The 24,283-nt window shown below is 70.1% G+C and carries 21 protein-coding genes; 14 read left to right on the top strand and 7 right to left on the bottom strand.

Annotation, left to right across the window (positions count from 1 at the left end; translation table 11 throughout):
• The gene (locus IEY95_RS02050; protein WP_189184055.1) at positions 1-609 is read left to right on the top strand and encodes a TetR/AcrR family transcriptional regulator; all 609 of its coding nucleotides are present in this window, start codon (positions 1-3) and stop codon (positions 607-609) included.
• A 259-nt stretch (positions 610-868) separates the two neighbouring features.
• Here IEY95_RS02050 and IEY95_RS02045 read toward each other — a convergent pair whose 3' ends face one another.
• Entirely contained in the window at positions 869-2,062 is a 1,194-nt protein-coding gene (locus IEY95_RS02045; RefSeq protein ID WP_189184054.1) for a CdaR family transcriptional regulator, read from the bottom strand.
• A gap of 203 nt (positions 2,063-2,265) precedes the next feature.
• Here IEY95_RS02045 and IEY95_RS02040 point away from each other — a divergent pair, with 203 nt between their 5' ends.
• The 5 genes from IEY95_RS02040 (at position 2,266) to IEY95_RS02020 (ending at position 8,221) form a co-directional block, all read left to right on the top strand.
• Positions 2,266-3,207 (top strand): substrate-binding periplasmic protein, encoded by a 942-nt coding sequence (locus tag IEY95_RS02040; protein ID WP_189184053.1) that lies wholly within the window; start codon positions 2,266-2,268, stop codon positions 3,205-3,207.
• Positions 3,208-3,216: 9 nt separating this feature from the next.
• Entirely contained in the window at positions 3,217-3,972 is a 756-nt protein-coding gene (locus IEY95_RS02035) for an amino acid ABC transporter permease (protein ID WP_189184052.1), read from the top strand.
• The gene (locus IEY95_RS02030) at positions 3,969-4,763 is read left to right on the top strand and encodes an amino acid ABC transporter ATP-binding protein (RefSeq protein ID WP_189184051.1); all 795 of its coding nucleotides are present in this window, start codon (positions 3,969-3,971) and stop codon (positions 4,761-4,763) included. Before IEY95_RS02035 ends, IEY95_RS02030 begins: the two co-directional genes overlap by 4 nt.
• Entirely contained in the window at positions 4,760-6,058 is a 1,299-nt protein-coding gene (locus IEY95_RS02025) for an NAD(P)/FAD-dependent oxidoreductase (RefSeq protein WP_229702512.1), read from the top strand. Before IEY95_RS02030 ends, IEY95_RS02025 begins: the two co-directional genes overlap by 4 nt.
• 267 nt (positions 6,059-6,325) lie before the next feature.
• Complete coding sequence (locus IEY95_RS02020) at positions 6,326-8,221, top strand: DUF1996 domain-containing protein (RefSeq protein ID WP_229702511.1); 1,896 nt, start codon at positions 6,326-6,328, stop codon at positions 8,219-8,221.
• Positions 8,222-8,319: 98 nt separating this feature from the next.
• Here the strand turns inward: IEY95_RS02020 and IEY95_RS02015 are convergent, their stop codons facing one another.
• Positions 8,320-9,108 carry a calcium-binding protein gene (locus IEY95_RS02015; RefSeq protein WP_189184050.1) on the bottom strand — a complete coding sequence of 263 codons (789 nt, stop codon included), beginning with the start codon at positions 9,106-9,108 and terminating at the stop codon, positions 8,320-8,322.
• A 206-nt stretch (positions 9,109-9,314) separates the two neighbouring features.
• Positions 9,315-10,790 carry a dihydrolipoyl dehydrogenase family protein gene (locus IEY95_RS02010; protein ID WP_189184049.1) on the bottom strand — a complete coding sequence of 492 codons (1,476 nt, stop codon included), beginning with the start codon at positions 10,788-10,790 and terminating at the stop codon, positions 9,315-9,317.
• A 694-nt stretch (positions 10,791-11,484) separates the two neighbouring features.
• Here IEY95_RS02010 and IEY95_RS02005 point away from each other — a divergent pair.
• The gene (locus tag IEY95_RS02005) at positions 11,485-11,937 is read left to right on the top strand and encodes a phospholipase (RefSeq protein ID WP_189184048.1); all 453 of its coding nucleotides are present in this window, start codon (positions 11,485-11,487) and stop codon (positions 11,935-11,937) included.
• Between the two features lie 153 nt (positions 11,938-12,090).
• On the opposite strand, the gene IEY95_RS02000 is transcribed toward IEY95_RS02005, so the two are convergent.
• Positions 12,091-13,629, bottom strand: a complete 1,539-nt coding sequence (locus IEY95_RS02000) for a purple acid phosphatase family protein (RefSeq protein ID WP_189184047.1) — start codon at positions 13,627-13,629, stop codon at positions 12,091-12,093.
• A 333-nt stretch (positions 13,630-13,962) separates the two neighbouring features.
• Here IEY95_RS02000 and IEY95_RS01995 point away from each other — a divergent pair, with 333 nt between their 5' ends.
• On the top strand, positions 13,963-14,607 hold the full coding sequence (locus tag IEY95_RS01995) for a phosphoribosyltransferase (protein ID WP_189184046.1): 645 nt from the start codon (positions 13,963-13,965) through the stop codon (positions 14,605-14,607).
• Positions 14,608-14,675: 68 nt separating this feature from the next.
• Here IEY95_RS01995 and IEY95_RS01990 read toward each other — a convergent pair whose 3' ends face one another.
• Positions 14,676-15,812, bottom strand: coding sequence for a CapA family protein (locus IEY95_RS01990; RefSeq protein WP_189184045.1), 1,137 nt, complete (start codon positions 15,810-15,812; stop codon positions 14,676-14,678).
• A 151-nt stretch (positions 15,813-15,963) separates the two neighbouring features.
• Between IEY95_RS01990 and IEY95_RS01985 the strand changes: the two genes are divergently transcribed.
• A complete protein-coding gene (locus tag IEY95_RS01985) occupies positions 15,964-17,376 on the top strand; it encodes an RtcB family protein (protein WP_189184044.1) in 1,413 nt (470 codons plus the stop codon).
• 192 nt (positions 17,377-17,568) lie between these two features.
• On the opposite strand, the gene IEY95_RS01980 is transcribed toward IEY95_RS01985, so the two are convergent.
• The gene (locus tag IEY95_RS01980) at positions 17,569-18,024 is read right to left on the bottom strand and encodes an archease (RefSeq protein WP_189184043.1); all 456 of its coding nucleotides are present in this window, start codon (positions 18,022-18,024) and stop codon (positions 17,569-17,571) included.
• Between the two features lie 202 nt (positions 18,025-18,226).
• Between IEY95_RS01980 and IEY95_RS01975 the strand changes: the two genes are divergently transcribed.
• Together IEY95_RS01975 and polX are read left to right on the top strand one after the other, a co-directional pair.
• Complete coding sequence (locus IEY95_RS01975; RefSeq protein WP_189184042.1) at positions 18,227-18,871, top strand: dienelactone hydrolase family protein; 645 nt, start codon at positions 18,227-18,229, stop codon at positions 18,869-18,871.
• A 20-nt stretch (positions 18,872-18,891) separates the two neighbouring features.
• Complete coding sequence (gene polX / locus IEY95_RS01970) at positions 18,892-20,652, top strand: DNA polymerase/3'-5' exonuclease PolX (protein ID WP_189184041.1); 1,761 nt, start codon at positions 18,892-18,894, stop codon at positions 20,650-20,652.
• 122 nt (positions 20,653-20,774) lie between these two features.
• Here polX and IEY95_RS01965 read toward each other — a convergent pair whose 3' ends face one another.
• Positions 20,775-21,356 carry an AMIN-like domain-containing (lipo)protein gene (locus IEY95_RS01965; RefSeq protein WP_189184040.1) on the bottom strand — a complete coding sequence of 194 codons (582 nt, stop codon included), beginning with the start codon at positions 21,354-21,356 and terminating at the stop codon, positions 20,775-20,777.
• Positions 21,357-21,584: 228 nt separating this feature from the next.
• Here IEY95_RS01965 and IEY95_RS01960 point away from each other — a divergent pair, with 228 nt between their 5' ends.
• Genes IEY95_RS01960 through IEY95_RS01950 form a run of 3 tightly spaced genes read left to right on the top strand, consistent with a single transcriptional unit; the run spans position 21,585 to position 24,276 of the window.
• Positions 21,585-22,748, top strand: a complete 1,164-nt coding sequence (locus IEY95_RS01960; protein WP_189184039.1) for a cupin domain-containing protein — start codon at positions 21,585-21,587, stop codon at positions 22,746-22,748.
• A complete protein-coding gene (locus tag IEY95_RS01955) occupies positions 22,745-23,584 on the top strand; it encodes a fumarylacetoacetate hydrolase family protein (protein ID WP_189184038.1) in 840 nt (279 codons plus the stop codon). Before IEY95_RS01960 ends, IEY95_RS01955 begins: the two co-directional genes overlap by 4 nt.
• Complete coding sequence (locus IEY95_RS01950) at positions 23,584-24,276, top strand: maleylpyruvate isomerase family mycothiol-dependent enzyme (RefSeq protein ID WP_189184037.1); 693 nt, start codon at positions 23,584-23,586, stop codon at positions 24,274-24,276. Before IEY95_RS01955 ends, IEY95_RS01950 begins: the two co-directional genes overlap by 1 nt.
• Positions 24,277-24,283 lie beyond the last annotated feature (7 nt).

Raw genomic sequence — 24,283 nt, 5'->3', positions numbered from 1 at the left:
ATGGCACGGATGCCGTTGGCCGAACGGCGCCGGCAGCTGACGGAAGCGGCGATCAGGGCGATGGCCCGGGACGGCGTCGCCAAGACGACGACCCGGTCCATCGCCGCCGAGGCGAGCGTGTCGCTGAGCGTCTTCCACTACTGCTTCGATTCCAAGCAGGCCCTGGTCGAGTCCGTCATCACGACCCTCACCGACCACTCCGTGACCGTGGTGAAGGACGCGATACGACCCAGGGCCACGCTCGAGGAGACGGTCCGGGCCGGCTTCCAGGCGTACTGGGACCACGTGCGCGCCCACCCCGACGAGCACATGCTCACCTACGAACTGACTCAATACGCCTTGCGTCAGCCGGGGTTCGAGCATCTGGCGCGCCGGCAGTACGGGCTGTACAGCGACGCGTACGCGGCTCTGATCGACCAGTTGACCCGCAGCATGAACCTCCGACTCCGCGTGCCCGTCTCGGTGCTGGCCCGCTATCTGGCTGCCATGACCGACGGCCTGACCCTCAACTACCTCGTGCTCGGCGACGAGTCCGCCTGGACCGAAATCCTCGACACGCTCATCGCCCACGTCGCGGGCCTGGTGCACGACGACGTGCACCAGGCCTGACCCATGTCTTGGGGAACGCGTGACGCTGTACACCCACAAGCTGTCCGGCACGCTTGTCGGAATGGGCGGCGCTCCGCTCCCGGCGGACCGCAGCGTCACCCGTCACGCCCGACGTGCTGACCAGAAGGGGGAGGGGAGGGTATCGACCCGCGGGCCGGCCGACTGACCGGGCCTCACAGACCGGGCCTCACCGACCCGGGAACCCCATCAGGATGGACGCCGATCGCCTCCGCAAGGGGAGCTGTGGTCGGAGTCGCTGTCAAGAACCCTCATCGCCGCCACCGGCCAGTTGATCCGACAGGCAGGCGAGGTACAGAGCCATGGTGGTGCGGTGCTCACGCAGCGGGCGGCCGGTGATCTGCTCGATCTTGTTCATTCGGTAGATGACCGTGTTGCGGTGGATGTGCAGGGCCGCGGAGGCCCGGACGAGATTGAAGCCGCTTTCGCACCAGGCGGTGATCGTGTCGCGGAGCGCCGGCCAGTCCGCCTGGGCACGCAGGTCGGCCGTGGTGAGCGCGAGCAGGCGGCTGCGTGCGGGCTGCCCTGCTGCCGCCAGGAGTTGGTGGACCCGGAGATCGGTGATGACGTGGACGGAGGAACCGCCGGTCAGGCGGGCGCCCAGGCGGAGTGCGTCGCATGCGTCCTGGTACGAGTCGTGCAGACCGCCGACGGAGGCGGCCGGCTCGCCGATGCCCGCGCGAGCGCTGAGACCGTCCTGTGCGGCGATGACGTCGGTGACCCTCCGGCAGGCGCCGACCAGCGACGCTGTCGGCTGCTGGGCGGGGAGCCGGTGCAGGATGCCGATCCAGCCGGGAGCCGTGGTCGCGACGATGTCCTGGGGGTCGGCGAACACTTCTCGGACGGTTCGGAGCAGTTCCGAGCGGACCAGTGCCATGTCCTGGGTACGGGCGCTGCGGCTCCGGGCGGCTGTGTGGGGCACGGTCACCTCGATGGCCACCGCGGCCCGTTGCATCCGCAGATCGAAGCCGAGTTCGGCGGCACGGAACATCAGGAACTCGCCCTCGACGACTTGTGGGTCGTACGAAGCGATGTCGGCGAGCAGTTTCTCCGAGGCCCGCTCGGCGAGCAGGCGGGAGCGCAGCATCACGGATTCCCGGAGCAGGATCTCCGTCTGGCGCTTCACCAGGAGGCCGAAGCGGCGCACCTGGGCGGGTGTACCGGTGATCCCGACCGTCCCCACCGCGCGTCCGCCCGTGACCAGCGGCAGCGTGACTCCGGGCCGCACACCCCGCAGTTGTTGAGCCTGCGAGGCGTTGTGGGTGGCGGGCTCCTGGGTGCGTACGACCTCGACGGACGCCTCGTGGAAAGAGCCGACCCGGCTGCTGTCACCACTGCCGATGACCATGCCCTCCGCATCGGTGATCAGCACGTTGAAGCCGATGACGGCCGAGGTGTCCGCGGCGATCTCCTGGGCGAGTGACGGGCTCAGCACGGGTGTTCCTCCCGCCAGGGCATGGGCCAGGTTTGGGCGCACCGTACAGGGGGCCGTGCGATTTCGGCCACAACTTCGTACGAAGTGACCGGTGACGCACACGGAGCCGGTCTCTAGCGTATGGGCCCAATCAACATCCCCGCCTGCGGCACAGCGCGGTGAACGGCGGGTTCGTTCAGCGCCCGGACGGAAGGCCCAAGCCGATGACCCGTGCACGTCCCCTCGCATCCGTTTTGTTGGCATTGCTGCTGTTTTCATCCATCGCGGCCTGCGGTGCCGGCAGCGACGACGCCCCGAAGAACGTGTCCGCGAAGACCGCCGCGCTGGGCACCCTCACACCCGGCGTCATCAAGGTGGCCGTCCAGCCGTACGCGCCCTACACCACCGTCCAGGGCGGCAGGATCGTCGGACTCGACGGCGACATCCTCACCTACGTGGCCAAGAAGCTGGGCCTCCAGGTCAAGCCCCAGGTAACCGACTTCGCCGGCATGCTCGCCGGTGTGCAGTCCCGCCGGGTGGACATCACCATCGGCGGTGTCGCCTGGTCCGCCGACCGGCAGAAGCAGGGACTGTTCACCGACCCGCCCTACTACTCACCGCCGGCGATGGCCGTGCGCAGCGGTAAGACGTACAAGACGGTCGACGACCTGAAAGGCCTGAGTCTGGGCACGGTCGAGGGCTATGTCTGGGTCAAGTCGATCCAGTCCGTCCCCGGCGCCAAGCTGCACGCCTACCCGGATGCCAACGGCGTCTTCGACGACCTCGGCGCCGGCCGCGTCGACGTCGGCTTCCTCGACCCGCTGATCATCATCGCGGCGCAGAAGCAGCGCCCGGACCTGAAGATCAGCACGGAGTACCTGACGCCGCCGACCGCCGCCGAGGTCAAGGCGAAGCCCGCCTACCAGTACTTCCAGCCGTACCAGACCGGCTTCTACCTCCCCAAGAAGGCAACCAAGTTGGAGAAGGCGATCTCCGCGCTGATCGACACCATGTACACCAACGGCGAGATGGCGAAACTCGTCAAGAAGTACGGCGGTGATCCCGAGCAGTTCCTCAAGCCGGCCGCCGATGTCGCCACCGCGCGGCGCGGCGTGGACCGGCCCAGTGACTGGACGCCGCCGTCCGTCGGACAGCCCGGCCAGTGAGGGGATGACATGTCCGGTCTCTTCCAAGTCCCCTGGTCCGACTACCGATCGGACCTGTTCGACGCGCTCGGACGCACCGTCTCCTACACGGTGGTCAGCTTCGTCGGCGCGGTGCTGCTCGGCCTCGCGGTGGCGCTGCTCCGGCTGAACAGGGCGTGGCCCGCGCGCATCATCGCCGCCGTCTACACCGAGGTGTTCAAGAACGTCCCGCTCCTCGCCATCATCTTCCTGACCTACTTCGGACTGGCCTCGGCCGGGATCCGGCTGGACGTGTTCACCGCCGGCTGTCTCAGCCTGATCGTCTTCTACGCCGCCTACCTGTCGGAGATCTTCCGCTCCGCGATCAGCGGGGTGCATGCCGGGCAGACGGAGGCCGGTGAGGCCCTCGGACTGGGCAGGGTGGGCATCTTCGCCCATGTGGTCCTGCCGCAGGCGGTCCGGCAGGCACTGCCCGGCACCAACACCATGCTGGTCGACCTGCTGAAGTCCACCTCGCTGCTCGTCACCGTCTCCGCCGCCGAGTTGATGTCCGAGGGGCGGCTCATCACCTCGGCCACCTTCCGTGCGCTGGAGGTGTATCTGGTCATCTCCGCCGTCTACTTCGCCCTGTGCTATCCGCTCTCCCAGCTGCTCCTGCTGCTGGAGAGGAAGGTACGGGCGGGCGTTCCGCTCTCGCCGTGGCGACGGCGGCGGGTGCGTGCGGCCCGTGCGCTGCTCGCCGCCGACCTCGACGCAGGAGCCAACCGGAAGGAGGCGGCGGTATGACCGAGCCCGTCACCACGGCGAAGACGGTCCCATCGGCCCGGACCGAGGCGGTCGTACGGATCGAGGGACTGAGCAAGTCCTTCGACGGCCGCACGGTTCTCGACAACGTGAACCTGGAGGTCGACCGCGGCCGCATCGTCAGCGTCATCGGGCAGAGCGGCGGCGGTAAGACGACCCTGATGCGTTGCGTCAACCTGCTGGAACGACCCGATGGGGGCACAGTCGAGGTCGCCGGTGAAGTGGTGCACAGCGGTGGCCGGACCCTGTGTCGCGACCTGCCACGGCTGCGCCGCACCGTCGGCATGGTCTTCCAGAAGTTCCACCTCTTCCCGCATCTCACGGCCGTGGAGAACATCGTCCTGGCCCAGCGCAAGGCCGGCGTGGCGGAGCAGGAGGCGCTGGAGCGTGCCGTCGCCCTGCTGCGCCGGGTCGGCGTGGCCCACCGAGGCCTCGCCCAGCCCGAGCAGCTCTCCGGCGGGGAGCAGCAGCGGGTCGCCATCGCACGGGCTCTCGCGCTCAGGCCCGAAGTGCTGCTCTTCGACGAACCCACCTCTTCCCTGGATCCGGAGGCCACCCGGGAGGTACTGAGCGTGATGCGTGAACTGGCCGCGGACGGGATGACGATGCTGCTCGTCACCCACGAACTGCCCTTCGCCCGCGAGGTGTCCGACCACGTCGTCTTCGTCGACGGAGGCCGGATCGTCGAAGAGGGCCGGCCCCAGGACGTCCTCGACCACCCCGCCCAGATCCGCACCAGGGAGTTCCTCGCCGCGTACGGATCCACCTCATGACCGGCGCGCCCGGCGCGCCGGGGCCGGTCGGAGACGGTCCCGTCGTGGTGGTCGGCGGCGGCGTGGTAGGACTGTGCACCGCGTACTACCTTGCCGAGGCGGGCCTTCCGGTCGAGGTCGTCGAGCGGCGTGGCCTGGGCTCCGGGGCGTCCCGGGGCAACGCCGGCTGGATCTGCCTCAGCCATTCGACACCCGTCCCGGCCCCCGGAGTGGTGCGCTACGCGCTTCGCTCACTGGGCCGACCGGACTCGCCCCTGTACCTGCGGCCCCTTCCTGACCCGGCGTTCGTACGTTGGCTGTGGCGGTTCTGGCGCAGCAGCACACCGGCGGCCTTCCGTCGCGGCTACGCGGCGATCGCCGAGCTGAACCGCACCACCTTCGAGCTCTTCGACGGTCTGCGCGCGGCAGGGGTCGAAACAACCCTGACCCGTCCCGGCATGGTGCACGCCTTCCTGTCACCGGCCGAGGCCCGTCACCACCTCACCCTCCAACGGGAGATGGCGGACGGCCGCTACCCGATGCCCGACGAGGTCGTCACGGGCGACGAGGCCCGCCTTCTGGACGACGCGCTGTCCCCGCGGGTGCGCGCGGCGTATCTGGTCGAGGGAGAGGGCGTGGTCGACCCCGAGGCGTTCGCCCGCGGGCTCGGCGAGGCACTGGCCGCAGCAGGGGTGAAGATCCACGAGAACACGGAGGCCATCGGGTTCCGCACCACCGAGGGGCGCGTCACCGCGCTGCGGACCGCGCAGGGCGAGATTCCTTGCGCGGCCGCCGTCATCGCGGCCGGCATGCGCTCCGGACGCCTGCTGAGCTCGCTGGGACAGCCGCTGCCGCTTCAGGCCGGCAAGGGCTACAGCTTCTCGGTGGCCCTGGACCCGGCGCCCCGGCACACCCTGTACTTCGGCGAGCGCCGGGCCGTCGCCTCACCGATCGGCAACACCACACGGATCGGTGGCACGATGGAGCTGAGCGGCAACAACAACCGCCTCGACTGGCGCCGGGTCGTCGCCGTCGCGCTCGCCAGCCGGCACTATCTGGGCCGCTGGTTCGACGACCCGGACGACCTCGTCGGTCTGATCCGCGATCCGTGGGTCGGAGGGCGGCCCTTCCTGCCCGACGGGCTCCCGGTCATCGACCGCGTACCCGGATACGACAACACCTTCGCGGCCACCGGCCACGGCATGCTCGGCGTCACTCTGGGGCCGGTCACCGGCCACAAGCTCACCGAATACGTCCGCACCGGCCGCCGCCCGGAGGCCCTCGCACCGTTTCGCTTCGACCGACAGCGCCGGTGAGCGTCGGCCCAGGAGTCGGTGGGTGGCGCACCGGCTGACGTCGCCCTGGGAGTGCGTACGGCGCGGTTGCTATCGGGTTGCTGTGAATTCGTGAGGCGTTTGAACGCTGCTGGGCCGGTTTCCGTATGGGGCGGGGGATTTCCATGCCAGTCGACCACGAGGCGCAGGAGTACTTCCTTGAGACGCAACACGCGCAGACGCCCTACGGGGGCACGGCGCGCGACCTTTGCAGCGGTCGCGCTGATGTTGGGCGGCGGAGGGTTGGTGATGGCGAACGTCTACGCTTCCGCGACCGAGAGCGGCTCGGGCGCCGATTCGGTCCAGCAGCCACCGGCGTCGGGAACGGTCACGATCGACTGCCCGGATGTCGGCCAGAAACTGACCGACGTGCCCAGCGCGGCGAAGTCACAGGTGGATGTGGAGCTGGCGACGCTCGACCAGCAGATCACCGAGGCGTACACCCGGCTGGCCGAGACGCGCCAGGCGCAGGCGGATGACGCGAACTACGTCCAGAACGCCATCCTCGGGCCGCTCAAGGACAAGCGAACCGACGTCATCGGCCGGATCAAGGCCGATTACCAGCAAGTGGGAGGCACCGCCCCGGAGTCGATCGACGGCCTTGCCACCTGTACCTCGATGACGGCCGACCCGGCGCAGAACGCCTCCGGTGGCCAGAGCGACAACGGCCGGCAGAACAATGGCGAGCAGAACAACGGGCAGCAGAACAACGGCAGTCAGGCCACCGGTGGTCCGGCCGCCTCGGATTTCGTCGACATCACGAAGGTCGCGCCGAACGTCCCGGCCAAGCCCGGCACGACCGGCGACGCCTCGACCGGTACGTTCACCACGGTGTGTGGTGCGAACGAGAACGGCAACCACAACACCGACAACGTGATCGTGGCTCCCGGCGTGGCCAACGGCGCGCACCACCTGCACGACTACGTCGGCAACCAGAAGGTCAACGCGTTCTCCAGCAACGACACGTTCCTCCAGGGCGGGACCAGCTGCCAGAACAAGAACGACCTGTCGTCCTATTACTGGCCGGTGGTCCGTGTCCAGGACGGGACGCAGGACTTCGACCAGAACGCCGACGGCGGTGGCAAGGAAGGGAACGTCGGCAAGATCCTCGTGGCGAAGCAGGCGCAGATCGAGTACGTCGGCAGCCCGACCGGCAAGGTCGTCGCGATGCCGCAGTTCCTGCGCATCATCACCGGTGACGCGAAGGCCTTCACCAACGGCCCCGGCAACGCCAACGCGCATTGGAGCTGCACCGGCTTCGAGAACAAGGTGCAGCTGACGGACAAGTACCCGATCTGCCCGCAGGGCAGCGATGTGGTGCGAACCTTCGCCTTCCAGAGCTGCTGGGACGGCCAGAACATCGACAGCGCCAACCATCGCACGCACGTCGCGTTCGCCGACGCCGGCGGCAACTGCGCAGGCGGCTTCAAAGCGATCCCTCAGCTGACGATGCGCCTGGTGTACAGCGTGCCGCAGCCGACCATCGAGAACGGGCAAGTGAAGAACGCGTACGCGGTGGACGGCTTCCCGGAGCAGCTGCACAAGCCGATCACCGACCACGACGACTTCATCAGTGTCATGACCGGGAACCTGATGGACCAGGTGGTCGACTGCATCAACTCCGGTCGTGACTGCGGCGCCGGTGCCGGTGAGCAGCCGCAGGAGACGCCGTCGCCCTCCCCTGACGCTTCGTCGGGCGGCGGCGCCAGTGCCGATCCCGGTGACTCCGGCGGCGAGCAGTCGGCGCAGCCCCCCACCACGGAGCCGGGAACGCCTCCTTCGGACGGCGGCGACGACGGTGACGAGGGTGCGACTCCCAAGGCCTCGGTCAGCCCCAAGGCCTCTGCCACGCCCAAGGCCTCTGTCACGCCCAAGGCCGATACGACGCCCTCAGCAGCCGGAACCGATGCGACCGTTCAGCCGCAGACCGGCTCGGACGACGAACACAGCAGCGAGGCGGCGGCCGACGGCACGCAGACGCCGGCCGCGGGCGGGAACGCTCCGTCAGCCGGGTCCCAGACGGAGCCTCAGGCGGTCACGGGCGGGCTGGCCGAGACCGGCACGAACCTCTGGCCGGCCGCGGCCGGCACGCTTCTCATGATCGCGGGCCTGCTGTTCCTGCTTCGCACCAGGCGGCGGTTCTGAGGTAACTCCCCTCGGTGCCCGGGAGTTTCAGGCCGACCGACTGCGATGACCGGAGCCCGCCCCGTCGACGGGGCGGGCTCCGGTGACCCGGTACGGCGTCACTTCGCGGTCACGTCGACGTAGTCACCAGTGGCGTTGGCCGATCCCGTCGTGCTGGTTCCGGCGAAGCTCCAGCGCCAGTAGCCGTCCACGGAGGCGGTCGCGGTGGCGTTCACAGCGCCGCCGACACCGCTGGTGACCGTCTTCACGGTGGTGTAGGCAGTGGTGCCGGCCTTGCGGAACTGCAGCTTCACCGAATGGCCCGCGTAGCCGCCGTAGGTGCCGCCGCTGCCCCAGTTGGCGCGGGTCAGGGCGCCCTTGATGGTGATGGTCGTGCCCGCGGCCACCGGCTCCGGGGAGGCATCTGCGGTCAGCTTGGCGGCACGCTTCATCACGAAGGTGCCCGCGCTGTCCTTCTGGACGAAGTCGAAGTCGTTCGCGTCCACCGAAGTCCAGACGTGCCAGGTACCGGCGTTGGCGTTGATGAGGGCCGCATTGGGGTCGATGGTGATGCTGGCGGTGCAGGTGGAGGCGGTGACGCTGCCGGGAACAGGGGTGCAGGTCAGCGGCGCCTCGGAACCGGGCCCCGCAAAGCCGTCGGGGTTGTCGATCGAGCCGTGGTAGAGCCATCCGTAGGCGTCTTTGATCCCCGAGTTGTCACTGACGGTGATGCTGAGCGTGATCGTCTTCTTCGTGATGGCGCCGACCACGACCGACTTGCCGTCGTTGACGACGACCTGGGTGACCTGGATGTTCCCTGAACCGTCGTCGGCGTCGGCGGTCGTCACGGCGAGGGCGGACAGGGCCAGCGCGCCCGACAGGGCGGCAGCGCCAGAACGTATGAACATATGTCCCCGTAGAGAAGAGTTGTTCGCCCGAAAACTGGGCAGGAGTCGAAACCGATCGAATAGTAGGTGATCCGTCCGTTCTCGCAACTGCCGTTTCCGTCACTTGGTCAGGCACTCGTCCCACTGGCACTTCCTGCGAGACCGGCGCCTACTGCCGATGCCGGAGGCCCGAGGTACGGGAGTGACTCTTTCGGACGACCGGCGTTTCACCCGCCGTTTGCCGCATGGCGCTGCGAGCGCACCGTCTCCAGGAGGCGGAGCCAGATCTCGCTGGCTGTGGGATAGCTGGGCACGACATGCCACAGGGTGGACAGGGGGACGCGTCCCACGATCGCCGTCGTCGCCGAGTGCACGAGCTCGGCGATGCCGGCGCCGACGAACGTCGCCCCCACCACCAGATCGTTGGCTCGGTCGATCACCAGTTTGGCCCGGCCGCGGTAGTCGGCGCGCATGACGTAGGTTCCGGCGAGCGCGCCGAGGTCGTACTCGACGACCTCGACATCGATCCCCGCCTCGCGCGCCTGCTGCTCGGTCGAGCCCGCGCTGCCGACCTCGGGGGTGGTGAAGATGACTTGGGGCAGCCCGATGTGACCTGCCGCGGCCGACGGCAGGTCGGCCGAACCGTCGGCTCGCGCCGCGATGACCTCTCCGGCGATACGCGCCTGGTATTTGCCCATGTGGGTGAGGAGCGCACGGCCGCACACGTCGCCGATGGCGTACAGCCAGGTGCCCGTCGCCCCCCGCACGCACTGGTGGTCGTCGACGTCGAGGTACCCACCGGGGGACAGGCCGATGGTTTCCAAGCCGATGTCGTCGGTGTTGGGGGTACGCCCGGTGGCCACGACGACCTCGTCGGCCACGATGACCGTGCCGTCGTCGAGGGTCACCCGCACCTCACCGCCGTGTACGTGGCCCTGGCCCGTGTCACGGGCGTCGGACCGCTGCACATGGGACATGCTGCGTCCGGTCTGCAGCCGCACACCTTCCTCCTTCAGCTCCGCACCGACGAGCGCCCCCGCGAACGGTTCGTTCCGGGCGAGCAGCCGCTCGCCACGATGGACGATCGTCACCTCGGCGGCTCCCAGCCCACGCAGCCAGGTCGCGGCCTCGCAGGCGACCACACCGCCGCCCAGGATGACCACCCGACGCGGCACTTCACGCATCGTGGTCACATCACGTGAGGTCCACGGCAGTGCCTCACGCAATCCCGGAACATCCGGTACGGCTGGGCAGGAACCGGTGTCGATGACCACGGCATGCCTGGCCGTCAGGGTCCTGGTCGAACCGTCTGCCCGGCTCACCGCGATCGTGCGTTCACCGGCCAGTCGCCCATGGCCGCGCACCACGTCGATCGCGTTGTTCAGAGCCCATGTCACCTGAGAGGTGTCGTCCAGCCCGTTGATCACACGGTCGCGCCGGGCGAGTACCTCGGCGGGGTCCAGCCGTGTCGAGATTCCTGACAGATGGGCGGCCGCGTCCACCACCTCCACCGGCCGGAGCAACGCCTTGCTGGGCATGCAGGCCCAGTACGAGCACTCGCCGCCGAGCAGACTGTTCTCCACGAGCACCGAGGACAGGCCGGAGAACTGGCTGGCGTACTGGGCGGCATTCTCACCCGCGGCCGCGCCGCCGAGCACGATGACATCCCATTCCGAGCGGTCCGGGTCCACGGCTGCAGTCATGAGAACCTCCCCAATCGCCAGTCCGCCGATGCGACGGTATGCGGAATGTGGTGAAAGCACGTGCCGCGGGGGGCGGCGACACGCACGAAGGGGAGCGTCGGCGGATCGCGCCGCGCTGCGACCTGATGCCAGCCTATGGGCCGTGGCGCATTGTCGCTCGGCGGTGCGTGTCGGTGGCCTCGGTGGTGAGGTCACCGTCGGTGGCCCCGCGAGGCCGCCCGATCCGTCGTAGCGCAACGGGAAGGGCGTCCGCGGACCGGATGCCGCGCGGCGCTGTGCGGTCGGCCCCGCCCGGGGGCGGATGTTACGTGTCACGTCGCGGAGAAGGGTGTCTGCCCCGCGTTCCACGCGCGGCGTCCCTCGGTCCCCGTGCGGAGTGAACTGTGGCGTCGGCTGCTGCGTCTGCCACCGCAGCCGAACCCGCGAATGGCGCCACAGCCGTACCCGCGAATGCCACCGCAGCCGTACCCGTGAATGGCGCCACAGCCGTACCCGTGAATGGCGCCGCCCCGCGGTCGGCGCCGACCCGGCTGCCGGGCCGGGGTCGCGAGGCCGATGTCTCAAATCTCCTGGCATACCCAAGAGTTAATGGACCATTAGGACACAAGCGGTGTGAAGCAGTTGTCGAGGTGCCGATCATCTTGTCATGAACCTGCGGTCCGACGGACGGTTCGCAGCCTCATGGAGGTGTGGGATGCACCGCAGACTCGCCACCGCTCTTGCCGCCTCGACCCTGGCGCTCATCACCGTCGCCGCCACCGCCACAGCCGCCGACGCCGTTCCCGCCGACAAGCCCCAGGTCCTCTCGAGCTGGACCCAGACCAGCGCGTCGAGCTACAACCTCTGGGCCGCCGCCCGCGCGAACCAGGCTGCCTGGTCCACGTACGAGTTCGACTGGTCCACCGACTACTGCTCCTCCTCGCCGGACAACCCGTTCGGGTTCCCCTTCGCCATCTCCTGTGCCCGTCACGACTTCGGCTACCGCAACTACAAGGCGGCGGGCTCCTTCAGCGCCAACAAGGCCCGCCTCGACAGTGCCTTGTACGAGGACCTCAAGCGCGTCTGCGCCAACTACAGCGGCGCGACGAAGAGTGCCTGCGACGGTACGGCGTGGACGTATTACCAAGCCGTCAAGGCCTTCGGCTGAGGGATCGTCGGTCGAGCGGGTGAGCGGCTGAGCGGGAACGGCGACCGGCCGCGCTCCCGGCGGCAGGCCCCCCCGCACTCCCGTACGACTCATCGGTACGAAGCAAGCCCCCGCCGGGTGTGCGGCGCCGCTTGGACGGCGTCCCACACCCGGTCAGGGTCGACCGACCGGCGAACACGCGAGGCCCTGCTCGGCCGGGCGGGCGATGCCGGACAGATCGTGCGCGCTCACGCTGTTGCGGTCGCCGACCGAGCGGCCGAGGGCGTGGTGCGGCCACAGCCCCGCCGCCACCCGGCGGGTGCGCTCGCCCCATTCGCGGGCCGGGACGCCGCTGGACTTGAAGTGGTTGAGAGCGAATCCACCGGAGTGGATCCGGAGCAGGCAGAAGCCGCCGGGATATTCCTTGGCGGCGCCGACCTCCTGCATCGTGACGTGCGGGGCCTGCGCCAGGACCGTGCGCTTGTTGCGGTGGGTGTGGCCGGCGTGGTAGAGGAAGACGCCGGGTGCCCCGGCATAGGCGTCGAGGACGGAGCGGGCCTCGCGGCGGTCGAGACGCTGTCCGCCGGTCACGGGGAACACGGAGTCCCGCACGGTCAGCGGATGGTGGCCGAACACCAGAGTGGGCTGGTCCTTGTGCTCCTTCAACCGGCCCCGGAACCAGGACAGTTGCTCGGCACCGAGTCCGCCGGAGTCGGCGCCGTTGCCGTCCTTCCTGTAGGTGTCCAGCCCGACGACACGCAGACCGCCGAGGTCGCGGGCGAAGTACGCGGGACCTTCGCCGCCGAGGAACTCTTCCCGGAAGGCGTCTTGGCAACTGTCCCCGACGGAACCGTGGTTGCTGTGCCCAGGCCTGTCGTGGTTCCCGCGGACGACGAAATAGTCCCGGCCATGGGCGCCGAAACCGTCCAGGATCCGCTTGGCCTCGGCCAGGTCCGGCGGCGAGCCACCGGCCGAGATGTCGCCCGCGGCCAGCAGCAGGTCGGCTCCGCGCCGACGGGCCTCCTCGACCAGCGCCCGGCTCATGACCTCCGGATACGGCGCGCGCCCCGGCTCCTGTGACACCCCGCGCATCAGGGGTACGCCCGCCATCAGTCCCGCGGTGGTCTCCCCGAGGTGCAGGTCGTTGCAGAGCGCGATCGACAGCAGGTGCCGCCCCGGCGGAGGCGGCGGTGTGGTGAAGGAGTACGGACCTCCGCTCGAGCCCAGACCGTGGAAGTTGGTGCCGACGGCGTTGCCGCGGACCAGGTGCAGCGGCGTGGGCGTCGCGGCCACGCCCCGCGATTGGGCCCGGTAGTAGTAGGTCTGCCCCGGCTCCAGGTCCGTGAGCTCCACCTGGTGATGCGCGGTGGGCCGGTCCTCCGCCGCGCTGCGGTTGAGTCGGGCGGGATGGGTGCCGTAGACGACCTCACCCTCCGTGATCGCGGGGAGCATGTGGCCCGTACCGTCCCCGGTGCCGGGCACTCCGGTGTACCAGGTGATGACGGCGCCGTCCTCGGTGAGAGTGACCAGTTCCAGATTGACGGCAGCGAGGGTGTCCGGGTGACGGGGACGGTTGCGGCGTACCGGGTCGTGCAGGGCATCGGCAGCGGCCCGCAGCAGGGCGGGGGCGAGGAGGGCACCGGAGCGGAGGATTTCGCAGGGACTGGGCAGGGACGACAGGGCGGCGAGGGGAGCGGAGAGGCAGCAGCGCATGTCTGCCGCATGCCCGCGCGCCGTTAACGGCGGCGGTGGTGTCGACGGCGTTCCCAGGTCTGGAACGCGACATCTGCCTGCGGCCGCCGACGTGTCGTGACACGTCCCTGATGCCCAGTGCTCTCGTCCTCATGACGACCGGACCCGGCCGGTCATGTGCACCATCGGGCCCCCAGGTGAAGACCAGCCGCTGTGCGCAACCGGCGCGGACCGCGTCGACACCGTCACGGGCGGCCCTCGGCACATGGTGTGAAGGGTGCCGCATGGGGTACTCGCGACGGACGAGGAGAACGGTGCCGACCGGCATCCCCGTGATGCGAGGGAGCGGAGGCAATGCAGTTCCGTGACCGCGGGCAGGCAGGGCGGGAGCTGGGGGAACACCTGCGCGTCCTGCAGGAGAAGGGCACCCTTCCCGATCCGGTGGTCCTCGCCCTGCCCCGTGGCGGGGTCGCGGTCGCCCGGGAGGTCGCGCGGGCGCTGGAAGCCCCGCTGGACGTGTTCGTCGTACGCAAGATCGGGGCGCCGTTCCAGGAGGAGTACGGCATCGGAGCGATCGCGGGCGACGACCCTCCCCTCTTCGACAAGCGGGCCCTTGACCGGCTGGGGCTGACCGAGGAATCCCTCGCAGGGGTGGTCGCTCGGGAACGCGAGGAACTGCGTCGCCGCGAGGAGCGCTACCGGCAGGGCCGGCCTGCCCCACAGCTGCGCGGCAAGACCGTGATCCTCGTCGACGACGGACTGGCGACCGGTTCGACGGCGCGCGCCGCGCTGCGTGCCGTACGTCGCCAGGCACCCGGGCGCGTGGTCCTGGCCGTACCCGTCGGCTCGCCGAGAGGGGTCGACCGGATGCGGGAGGAGGCCGACGACGTGGTCTGCCTGTACCGGCCGAGCTCGTTCATGGCCGTCGGCGAGTGGTACCAGGACTTCGAGCAGTTGACGGACGACGATGTGCTCGACGCGCTGGACAGCGGCCGGTGAGCGGGGGCGTATCGCGCCTGGGTGGCGGCACACGGGGACACCGGGCGGCGTGAGCCGCGGTCACCGGTTCACGGGCCGGTTCCCTTGCCGTGTGGCGTGGTGGAAGGTGCCGCCGAGAGCGTGCCGTCGGGTTCCAGGGTGATGCTCACACCGTCGCTGATGCGGTCGAGGGTGGCGCGCAGCCAGGCACGGTCCTCGTCCGGCGCCGGCTCGAGCCGCATGCGCCGGGCCTGCAGTGGCACCGTGCGCAGACCGGTCAGACGGCCCGTGTCCGCCGCCACCGTGACGAGGTAGGCGATCCGGAGGTCGTCGCGGAACTCCTCGTAGCCGGAGATGCCCTCGTAGTCGTCGACGAAGTCGCCGCAGCCATGGAGGATCAGCCGGTCGCGGTACACCTCCAGGGGGCGCGGGTGGTGGGAGGAGTGCCCGTGGACGATGTCGACGCCGCCGTCCACCAGGGCGTGTGCGAAGCGGATCTGTTCCCGGGGAACGCGATAGCCCCAGTTGGACCCCCAGTGCACGGACACGACCGCGATGTCGCCCGTCCGCTTCACCTGCCGCACGCGCCGGACCACCGCTGCGGCTGAGCCCGCCGACAGGTCGGGAACGTAGGCGACACCGGGCAGATCGTCGCTTGCCGCCCAGTCGGGCGGGATGCCGCTGGACGGCATCCCGAGGGCGAGGACCAGCACGCGGCCGCCGGTGGGGACGGGGACCGCCACGGTCGCCCACGCCTCGGCGGCGTTCCGCCCCGCGCCCGCCGTCCGCAGGCCCGCACGGGCCAGCGAGTCCAGCGTCTCCTCCAGGCCCGCGCGGCCGAAGTCCAGGACGTGGTTGTTGGCCAGGACGCAGACATCGGGCCGGATCACCGCGAGAGCGGGCAGGTTCGCCGGGTGCATGCGGTAGTGGACGGCCTTGCCGGGCGCGAACGCGTCGTCGCGCGTCACGGCCGTCTCCAGATTCACGATCCGGACGTCCGGGGCGGCAGCGTCCAGCAGCCGCAGCGCGTCACCCCACGGCCAGGACGGATCGACCGGGGCCGGGATCGGGCCGTTGACCGACTCCGCCATGCGCACGTACGACCGGGCGTCCCGGACGTAGTCCTCCCGCAGGGCGGGATCACCGGGCCGCGCCAGGATCTGATCGACACCGCGTCCGAGCATCACATCACCGCAGACGAACAGCGTCACCGCGCCGCCGGCCATGTCTCCACTCTAGGAGCCGTCCCCGCGACGAGAACTCGCGTACCGGCCGACACCTCGTCCGTCGTATCGAGGATCCGGGCGCCGGGGCGATAGGGAAGTGTCTCGTGGGGTACCCCGGCAGCACGGGGGGATGCCGGCACGGGAGGCTGCCGTGGAACTGGTCGAGGAACGTCCCCACCGCTTCCGCATCGACCGGCGGGGACGGATGCGGGTACCCGGGGTGGTGTTCGCGTCCCGGGCACTGCTCAGGGACGCCGAGAAATCGCTGGAGCAGGTGGTCCATGTGGCCACGCTGCCGGGCATCGTCGCCGCGTCGTACGCCATGCCGGACATCCACTGGGGCTACGGCTTCCCGATCGGGGGAGTGGCCGCGACCGACGTGGACGACGGCGGTGTCGTCTCACCCGGCGGAGTCGGCTTCGACATCTCCTGCGGGGTACGGCTGCTGGCCGCCGACGTGGACCGGCAAGCGCTCGAGCCGGCGCTGCCCGCGGTCATGGACGCTCTGGACCGGGCGATCCCGCGTGGCGCGGGACCCGGCGGGGTGTGGCGGTCGATCGGGCCCAGGCAGTTGGAGCGGATCCTGCGGGGCGGCTCCCAGTACGCCGTGGCGGAGGGGTACGGCGAGGAGCGCGACCTGGGGCGGTGCGAGGACGGCGGAGCGGTCGCCGACGCCGACGTGGGCCAGGTGAGCGAGCGGGCGAGAGAGCGGGGGCTGGGGCAGGTGGGCAGCCTGGGCTCCGGCAATCACTTTCTGGAGGTGCAGCAGGTCGACGAGGTGTACGACGAGACGGCCGCCGCCGCGTTCGGGCTCGCCGCCGGCCAGGTGTGCGTGATGATCCACTGCGGTTCGCGCGGCCTCGGCCACCAGACCTGCACCGATCACGTCCGGGTGATGGATCGCGCCATGTCCCGTTATGGCATCACCGTCCCCGACCGGCAGCTGGCCTGCACTCCGGTCGAATCGCCCGAGGGGCAGGCCTACCTGGGTGCCATGGCCGCCGCGGCCAACTACGGTCGCGCCAACCGACAGTTGCTGTCGGATGCGGCACGCCGGATCTTCCGCCGCACGGCGGGCGCCCGCCTCTCGCTGGTGTACGACGTGTCCCACAACCTTGCCAAGATCGAGACCCATCCGGTGGCCGGAGTGCCGCGCCTGCTGTGTGTCCACCGCAAAGGCGCCACCCGCGCCTTCCCGCCCGGGCATCCCGACCTTCCGGAGGACCTGCGCGAGGTGGGCCAGCCGGTGCTGATCCCCGGAACCATGGGCACGGCCTCGTACGTCCTGGCCGGCGTTCCCGGCGGTGACGCGTTCTTCTCCACCTGCCACGGCGCGGGCCGGGTCATGAGCCGGCACCAGGCCGCGCGTGCGATCGGCGGGAAGGAGCTGCGGACCCGTCTGGAGGCGCAGGGCATCGCAGTGCGCCCGCGGTCCTTGCGCGGCCTGTCGGAGGAGACCCCGGAGGCGTACAAGGACGTAGGCGCTGTGGTGGCGGCGAGCGAGGGCGCGGGACTGTGCCGAACGGTCGCCCGGCTCGTGCCGCTGGGCGTGGTGAAGGGCTGAGACCTCCGCGCTCCGCGCGGCATCGCCCTCACGCGCCGCGCGGGCATACCCTCCCGCCCGGTCGCACGCGCCTGTCGCACGCGTCCGCCCGCGCCTGTAGCACGCGTCCGCCCGAATGCACGCCTCACACGCCGAACGCACGCCTCACACGTCGCCGGGCCGACACCCCTGACACGTCTCCCGACGGACGCCTCACACGTCGACGGTCACCGCGCACGACCAGCCGTACGGGTCGGCTCCGATGCGCAGTTCGTGCCAGGAGACGCCCTTGGGCACGGCGCCGATGATCTCCACGTCCGCCAGGTCGGCCAACGCCAGCCGTACGTCGAGGCAGCCGTCCACCGTCTCCGCCTCCACGTCGACGGCCACTGTGCCGTGCACCTCGAGGCGGAAGATCACTTCGTCCAGCAGCGCGGCGAGCAGGTCGTCGTCACTGACCTTCGCCAGCCGGACGTGCTCCACGGCTGTCGGCCGCGCCGTCGTGACGTCGGCGAAGCACTCCACCATCCCCCGCGCCGCCTCCACCAGGCAGCGCTCCCGGCTCGCTCCCCATGCTTCGATCCGCATATCGGCTGTGTGCGGCAACGCCCGGTGGCCGCTGCCGCCCTGGCGCCGCAGCCGGATGTCGTCGTCCATGTCACCGACCATGCCCACCACCTCCGGCGGCCCTGAGCCGTGGTGCCCTTGTGCCGTCACGGGTACCCGTGACGCGCCAGGGCATACGACGACGGGCAGCGCAGTGTCCGGTCCGCTCCTGAGCGATCGATATCCAGCGTATGGGGTACGCGGTGGGAAGGAACCGAAAACATCGGACACAGGAACGTACGACCCGAGGAAGAAGACGACGGTCATGATCTCCCAGTCGGTCGTGGTGCCCGTCGGCGGCGAGTCGCTCGCGGGTGATGTCATGGTGCCGGCCTCGGCCCGGGCGGTGGTGCTGTTCGCGCACGGCAGCGGCAGCTCCCGGCACAGCCCCCGCAACCGGATGGTCGCCGAGCACCTGCGCACTGCCGGACTCGGCACCGTGCTGATGGACCTGCTCACCGAACGCGAGGACCGCGAGGATGCCTGGACGCGGGAGCACCGCTTCAACATCCCGCTCCTGGGAAGCCGTGTGGCTGCCGTGATCGACTGGCTGGAGGAGCAGTCCGACACCAGGGGTCTGCCCGTGGTCCTGTTCGGCGCCAGCACCGGAGCGGCAGCGGCTCTGGTGGCCGCGGCGGAGCGGCCGGACCGGGTTCTGACCGTGGTGTCGCGGGGCGGCCGGCCGGACCTGGCGGGCGATGCCCTGCCACGGGTACAGGCCCCGGTCCTGCTCATCGTGGGTGGCCGGGACCAGGAGGTGCTGCGGCTGAACCAGGAGGCGGCCCGGCGGTTGGGGGTCGCGCACTCGCTGCGCGTGGTGCCCGGTGCCACCCACCTGTTCGAGGAGCCCGGCGCACTGGAGGAGGTCGCCGACGCGGCCAGGGAGTGGTGCGAGGACCACCTCGGGTGAATCGTGCCTAATCTGGAGGTGTGGCTCGGTCCAACGACGAGGTCGCCGCGCTGCTCCACGAATACGCGGACCTGATCTCGATCACCGGAGGAGACGCGTTCAAGGCACGTGTCTATGAGAAGGCTGCCCGGGCGGTCGGCGGCCACCACGCCGATGTCTCCACTCTCGACGCCAAGGGCCTTCAGCAGATCCCCGGCGTCGGAAAGTCGATCGCTGAGAAGGTCGTCGAGTACTTCCGCAGCGGCAGCGTGGCCGCGGTCGAGGAACTGCGGGCGAAAATCCCCTCCGGTGTCCGGCGCCTCACGGCCATCCCCACGCTCGGCCCGAAGAAGGCGCTGACGCTGTACGAGGAGCTGGGCATCTCCTCGATCGACGAGCTGGTCGTTGCCATCCACGAAGAGAAGCTGCGCGATCTCAAGGGCTTCGGCCCCCGGACGGAGGAGAACATCCTCCACGGCATCGCTCTCCTGAAGTCCTCCGGAGACCGGGCCCTGCTCGACGTCGCCATGGACCTGGCCGAGGACATCGTCTCCGAACTGTCCCGGGTGACCGGCTGCCGGAGGTGCACGTACGCCGGGTCGCTGCGTCGCGTCCGCGAGACGATCGGCGACATCGACGTCCTTGCCGCGGCGAACGAATCGGCGCCGATCATGCGGGCGTTCACCGAGCTGCCGTACGTCACGGAGGTCATCGCGCGGGGCGGGACCAAGACGTCCGTCCGTACCACCAAGGGCCTGGCCGTCGATCTGCGCGTCGTACCGCCGGACTCCTGGGGAGCGGCCCTGCAGTACTTCACCGGCTCGAAGGCGCACAACATCCGCACCCGGGAACTCGCCGTACATCAGGGGCTCAAGCTCTCCGAGTACGGACTGTTCGACGTCGAGAGCGGGGAGAGGATCGTTTCCGAGACGGAGGAGGCGGTGTACGCACGGCTCGGCCTGCCGTGGATCCCGCCACCGCTGCGCGAGGACCGCGGAGAGATCGAGGCCGGGCTGCGGGGCGAGTTGCCCGACCTGGTGACGGAGGCGGACCTCCGGGGCGACCTGCACACGCACACGAACCTCACCGACGGCCTCGCCCCGCTCGAGGAGATGATCTCCACGGCCGCCGAGCGCGGCTACGCGTACTACGCGATCACCGACCACGGACCGAACCTGTCGATGCAGCGGATGACCGACGAACGGATGCTGGCCCAGCGCGAACGCGTACAGGAGCTCGACGGCACGTACGGCACACACGGCAGGCGCGGCGGCATGCGGCTGCTGCACGGCGTGGAGCTGAACATCGACCCCGACGGCCAGGTGGACTGGCCGGAGGAGTTCCTGGCCTGCTTCGACCTGTGCGTGGCCTCGGTTCACTCGCACTTCAACCAGGGGCGCGCGGCACTGACCCGCCGCATCGTACGTGCCTGCGAGAACCCGTACGTCAACATCATCGGACACCCCACCACCCGTATCCTCGGCAAGCGGCCGGCCATCGACGTCGATCTCGACGCGGTCTTCGCCGCCTGCGCGCGTACCGGCACGGCCCTGGAGATCAACGCCCATCCGGAGCGGCTCGACCTGCGCGACGAGGACATCCTGCGGGCCAGGCGGCACGGGGTGAAGTTCGCCATCGACAGCGACGCCCACTCCGTCCTCGACCTGGCCGCCATGCGGTACGGCGTGGGAACGGCGCAGCGTGGCTGGCTGACCAAGGACGACGTGATCAACACCTGGCCGCAGACGCGATTGTCGCGCTTCCTGCACAAGGGGCGGGAGAAGCGCCGCGCTGCGGCGTGACCGGGTTCCGGCCGGACGCCGTTCTTCGAACGCCGGAAGAGGCATTCCGGCCGACGGGCAGTCTGCTGCCGGGCGCTCCTGCCTCCTCGCGCGAGGTGGTGGCGCCCGGCGAACCGCGGCCGTCAGCGCGCGCCGGTCCAGTTGTGGGCGACATCCACCACGACACGGTCGGTCAACTGCAGTACCCGGAAGGGCAGTCGGGCGCGGACGCCCAGCCCGACCTGGGTCTCGCCCTCGAAGCTGCCTGCGAACCGCGTGTCCCTGAAGGTGCGATATCCGGTGAGGTCCACTCCGGGCAGGGGGCGACCCGCCCGTCCGGGATAGGTGGGTGCGCCGGTCTCGGGGTCGTAGGCGGGTGCGGCCACCCGTACCTCGAGGACGGCTCCGCCGCCGACGGGTATGAGGCGACCTGATCCGTCCTGGTAGAGGTGGTCGACATACCTGACCGAGTAGCCGAGGCCGTTGCTGCCTGCGCCGGGGACGTCGATGACCATCCGGTCGTAGCAGGCGTGGCGGCCGGTCCTGATGTCCGTCACCGGCGCCGTCGTGGCGGAGTCGTCCGTTTTCGCGAGGCTGCCCCAACCGGTGGGGCATGCCGTGGCCTGTGCGGTGGTGAGTGCGGTGGCGTCGGCCGGCGCCGCAGCCATCCCCACCACGGCACCCATGAGCGCCAGCGTCACCCATGTTTTTCTTGTTCGTCTCATTGTGTCCCCCAAGACGGTCATGCGACTGATATCGGGTGAGACAACCGAGTTGGGCGAATGGTTGCGTTATTTCCGTGGAGGCCGCGACGGCATTCGCGCAGCGCACAGCGCCACTTCCGGCAGTCGGGGCGCGGAGCGTGAGGCCATGACCTGTCCGGTGCGAGTGATGTGATTCTGCTCTCCAGAATCCAGATGTCTTCCTGGTGAACGCGGCGCAGGCTGAATGCTGTGACGCAGACACCCATCGACATCGCTACGGGCTCCCCCGTTCGGCTGCAGGCCGTCTCGGCGGAGGGTCAACCACAGGTCACCCCGGCGCTCGAAACGCTGTACCGGGGCTTCGAGCAGGAGCTGCTGGTCCCCTTGTGGACCGAGATCGGCGACCTGATGCCGGCGCACCCGCGCTCGCGGGCCGTACCGCATCTGTGGCGCTGGGAGCGGCTCCGCGAGCTGGCGGCACAGGCCGGTGATCTCGTCCCCGTCGGCCGGGGCGGCGAGCGCCGCGCCATCGCCCTGGCCAACCCCGCGCTGGGCGGCCGACCGTTCGCCACGCCCACGCTGTGGGCCGCCGTCCAGTACCTCATGCCCGGGGAGGACGCCCCCGAGCACCGGCACACCCAGCACGCGTTCAGGTTCGTCGTCGAGGGCGAGGGCGTGTGGACCGTCGTCGGCGGCGACCCGGTCGCGATGCGGCGCGGCGACTTCCTCCCGCAGGCCGGGTGGAACTGGCACGCCCACCACAACGCCACCGCCGAGCCGATGGCGTGGATCGACGGCCTCGACATCCCGTTCCAGTACCTCACCGAAGCCCAGTTCTTCGAGTTCGGCCGCGCCGAGATCAGCGGCGCCGAACGGATCACTCCGGACCGTTCGCGCGCCGAACGTCTCTGGGGTCACCCCGGGCTGCGGCCGGTCTCGGCCGGTACGACGGCTCCCGGTTCGCCCCTGCCGGCGTACCGCTGGGAGCACACCGACCGGGCCCTGGCCGACCAACTCGCCATCGAGGCCGAGGGGTTCGGCGGCACCGTCGAGCCCGGCCACGCGGCCGTACGGTTCACCGACCCGGCCACCGGCGGCGACGTACTGCCCACCATCCGGGCCGAGATGCACCGCATCGCGCGCGGCGCCGAGACCGCGCCGCTGCGCGAGACCGGTTCGTCGGTCTACCAGGTCTTCGACGGGTCCGGCACCGTCACCGTCGGCGACACGTCGTGGTCCGTGACGCGCGGCGACCTGTTCGTCGTCCCGTCCTGGCAGCCGTTCTCCGTCCGCTCCGAATCCGGTGCCACCGACTCCGACTCCGGCGCGCTCGACCTGTTCCGCTTCAGCGACGCTCCGGTCTTCGAAGCCCTCAATCTCCACCGCACCCATGGGGAAGGAACCACCCGATGAAGCTCGCGACCATCCGGACCGGCGACACGACCAGGGCCGTACGGCTCGACGGCGACGCACTGGTCGACCTCGGATTCCCCGACGTGGGCGCCCTCCTGAGCCAGGACAGCTGGGCCGAGACGGCCGCGTCGGCGACCGGTGCTCCGTACGCGGCCGCCGAAGCGGAGTACGCGCCCCTGGTTCCCGTACCGTCGAAGGTCGTGTGCGTCGGGCTCAACTACCGCAACCACATCCAGGAAATGGGCCGGGACCTGCCCGAACACCCCACCCTGTTCGCCAAGTTCGCCGACTCGCTCATCGGCGCAGGTGACGACATCGTCCGGCCGGACGAGACCGACCAGCTCGACTGGGAGGTCGAGCTCGCGGTGGTCATCGGCAAGCCCGTACGCCGTGCGCGGGGAGCGGAGGCCGAGCAGGCGATCGCCGGATTCACCGTCCTCAACGACATCACCTGCCGGGACTGGCAGTTCCGTACGCGTGAGTGGCTGCAGGGCAAGATGTGGGACTCCAGCACGCCGGTCGGTCCGTACCTGGTCACCCCCGACGAGCTGCCGGGCGGCGTCCGCCCCGCCCTTGATGTCCGGCTGCTCGTCGACGGCGAGGTCATGCAGTCCGACACCACCGCCGACCTGCTCTTCGACCCGGTCGCGCTGGTGGAGTACGTCTCTGCCATCACGCGCCTCAACCCGGGCGACATGATCGCCACCGGCACTCCCGGGGGTGTCGGCCACGCGCGTAAGCCGCAGCGCTTCCTCGTCGGCGGCGAAACCGTCGTCGCCGAGATCGACGGCATCGGACGCCTGGAGAACCGGGTCGTCCAGGAGAAGGCCGCCTGATGTCCCGGACGTTCGACGACGCCCGGCGCTGGGCGCGGTTCGGCACCGCTTTGTTCATCAAGGCCGCGGACGACGAAGCGCTCGACGCGCCGAGCGCGCTGCCCGGCTGGACCCGTAAGCACCTGCTCGCCCACCTCGCGGCCAACGCCGACGCCCTCGGAAACCTCGTTCACTGGGCGGCGACGGGAGAGAAGACGCTGATGTACTCCTCTCCGGAGGAGCGTGCCGCCGGCATCGAACACGGCGGCCGGCTGCCGGCCGCCGAACTGACCGCGTGGCTGAGGCTCTCGGCGGACACGCTCGAATCGGCTATGGCCACGCTCGGCGACGAGCAGTGGCAGTCGCCGGTCGTGACCGCGCAGGGCCGTACCGTGCCCGCGACCGAACTGCCCTGGATGCGGTCCCGCGAGGTGTGCGTCCACGCGATCGACCTGGCGACGGGGCTGTCCTTCGCCGACCTGCCGGCCGACTTCCTTGCCGCACTCTGCGACGACGTCGTCGCCAAGCGCGGCGGTGGCCCCGGCCCGGCACTGGTCCTGGAGGCCACGGACACCGGCGCCCGCTGGGAGCTCCCCGGCGAGGGCGGACCGGTCGCACTCGCCGGCCCTCTGCACGGGATCACGGCGTACCTCACCGGCCGAGACACCACCCTCGGTGGCGAACCCGCGCCGACCCTGGCCGCCTGGCTCTGACCCGATC

The organism is Streptomyces albiflavescens, from assembly GCF_014645835.1.
GTDB lineage: Bacteria > Actinomycetota > Actinomycetes > Streptomycetales > Streptomycetaceae > Streptomyces > Streptomyces albiflavescens.
The sequence above is the reverse complement of the archived record's forward strand: the minus strand, read 5'-3'. Positions and strand labels throughout refer to the sequence as shown.

What these genes read in the sequence shown, in the direction of transcription:
- IEY95_RS02040 (WP_189184053.1), top strand. Translation starts at nt 2,266, where the DNA reads ATGACCCGTGCACGTCCCCTCGCATCCGTTTTGTTGGCATTGCTGCTG.
- IEY95_RS02025 (WP_229702512.1), top strand. Translation starts at nt 4,760, where the DNA reads ATGACCGGCGCGCCCGGCGCGCCGGGGCCGGTCGGAGACGGTCCCGTC.
- IEY95_RS02030 (WP_189184051.1), top strand. Translation starts at nt 3,969, where the DNA reads ATGACCGAGCCCGTCACCACGGCGAAGACGGTCCCATCGGCCCGGACC.
- IEY95_RS01950 (WP_189184037.1), top strand. Translation starts at nt 23,584, where the DNA reads ATGTCCCGGACGTTCGACGACGCCCGGCGCTGGGCGCGGTTCGGCACC.
- IEY95_RS01965 (WP_189184040.1), bottom strand. Translation starts at nt 21,356, where the DNA reads ATGAGACGAACAAGAAAAACATGGGTGACGCTGGCGCTCATGGGTGCC.
- IEY95_RS02010 (WP_189184049.1), bottom strand. Translation starts at nt 10,790, where the DNA reads ATGACTGCAGCCGTGGACCCGGACCGCTCGGAATGGGATGTCATCGTG.
- IEY95_RS01975 (WP_189184042.1), top strand. Translation starts at nt 18,227, where the DNA reads ATGATCTCCCAGTCGGTCGTGGTGCCCGTCGGCGGCGAGTCGCTCGCG.
- IEY95_RS02035 (WP_189184052.1), top strand. Translation starts at nt 3,217, where the DNA reads ATGTCCGGTCTCTTCCAAGTCCCCTGGTCCGACTACCGATCGGACCTG.
- IEY95_RS01990 (WP_189184045.1), bottom strand. Translation starts at nt 15,812, where the DNA reads ATGGCCGGCGGCGCGGTGACGCTGTTCGTCTGCGGTGATGTGATGCTC.
- IEY95_RS01955 (WP_189184038.1), top strand. Translation starts at nt 22,745, where the DNA reads ATGAAGCTCGCGACCATCCGGACCGGCGACACGACCAGGGCCGTACGG.
- IEY95_RS02015 (WP_189184050.1), bottom strand. Translation starts at nt 9,108, where the DNA reads ATGTTCATACGTTCTGGCGCTGCCGCCCTGTCGGGCGCGCTGGCCCTG.
- IEY95_RS02000 (WP_189184047.1), bottom strand. Translation starts at nt 13,629, where the DNA reads ATGCGCTGCTGCCTCTCCGCTCCCCTCGCCGCCCTGTCGTCCCTGCCC.
- IEY95_RS01995 (WP_189184046.1), top strand. Translation starts at nt 13,963, where the DNA reads ATGCAGTTCCGTGACCGCGGGCAGGCAGGGCGGGAGCTGGGGGAACAC.
- IEY95_RS02005 (WP_189184048.1), top strand. Translation starts at nt 11,485, where the DNA reads ATGCACCGCAGACTCGCCACCGCTCTTGCCGCCTCGACCCTGGCGCTC.
- IEY95_RS02020 (WP_229702511.1), top strand. Translation starts at nt 6,326, where the DNA reads ATGGCGAACGTCTACGCTTCCGCGACCGAGAGCGGCTCGGGCGCCGAT.
- IEY95_RS02050 (WP_189184055.1), top strand. Translation starts at nt 1, where the DNA reads ATGGCACGGATGCCGTTGGCCGAACGGCGCCGGCAGCTGACGGAAGCG.
- IEY95_RS01980 (WP_189184043.1), bottom strand. Translation starts at nt 18,024, where the DNA reads ATGGTCGGTGACATGGACGACGACATCCGGCTGCGGCGCCAGGGCGGC.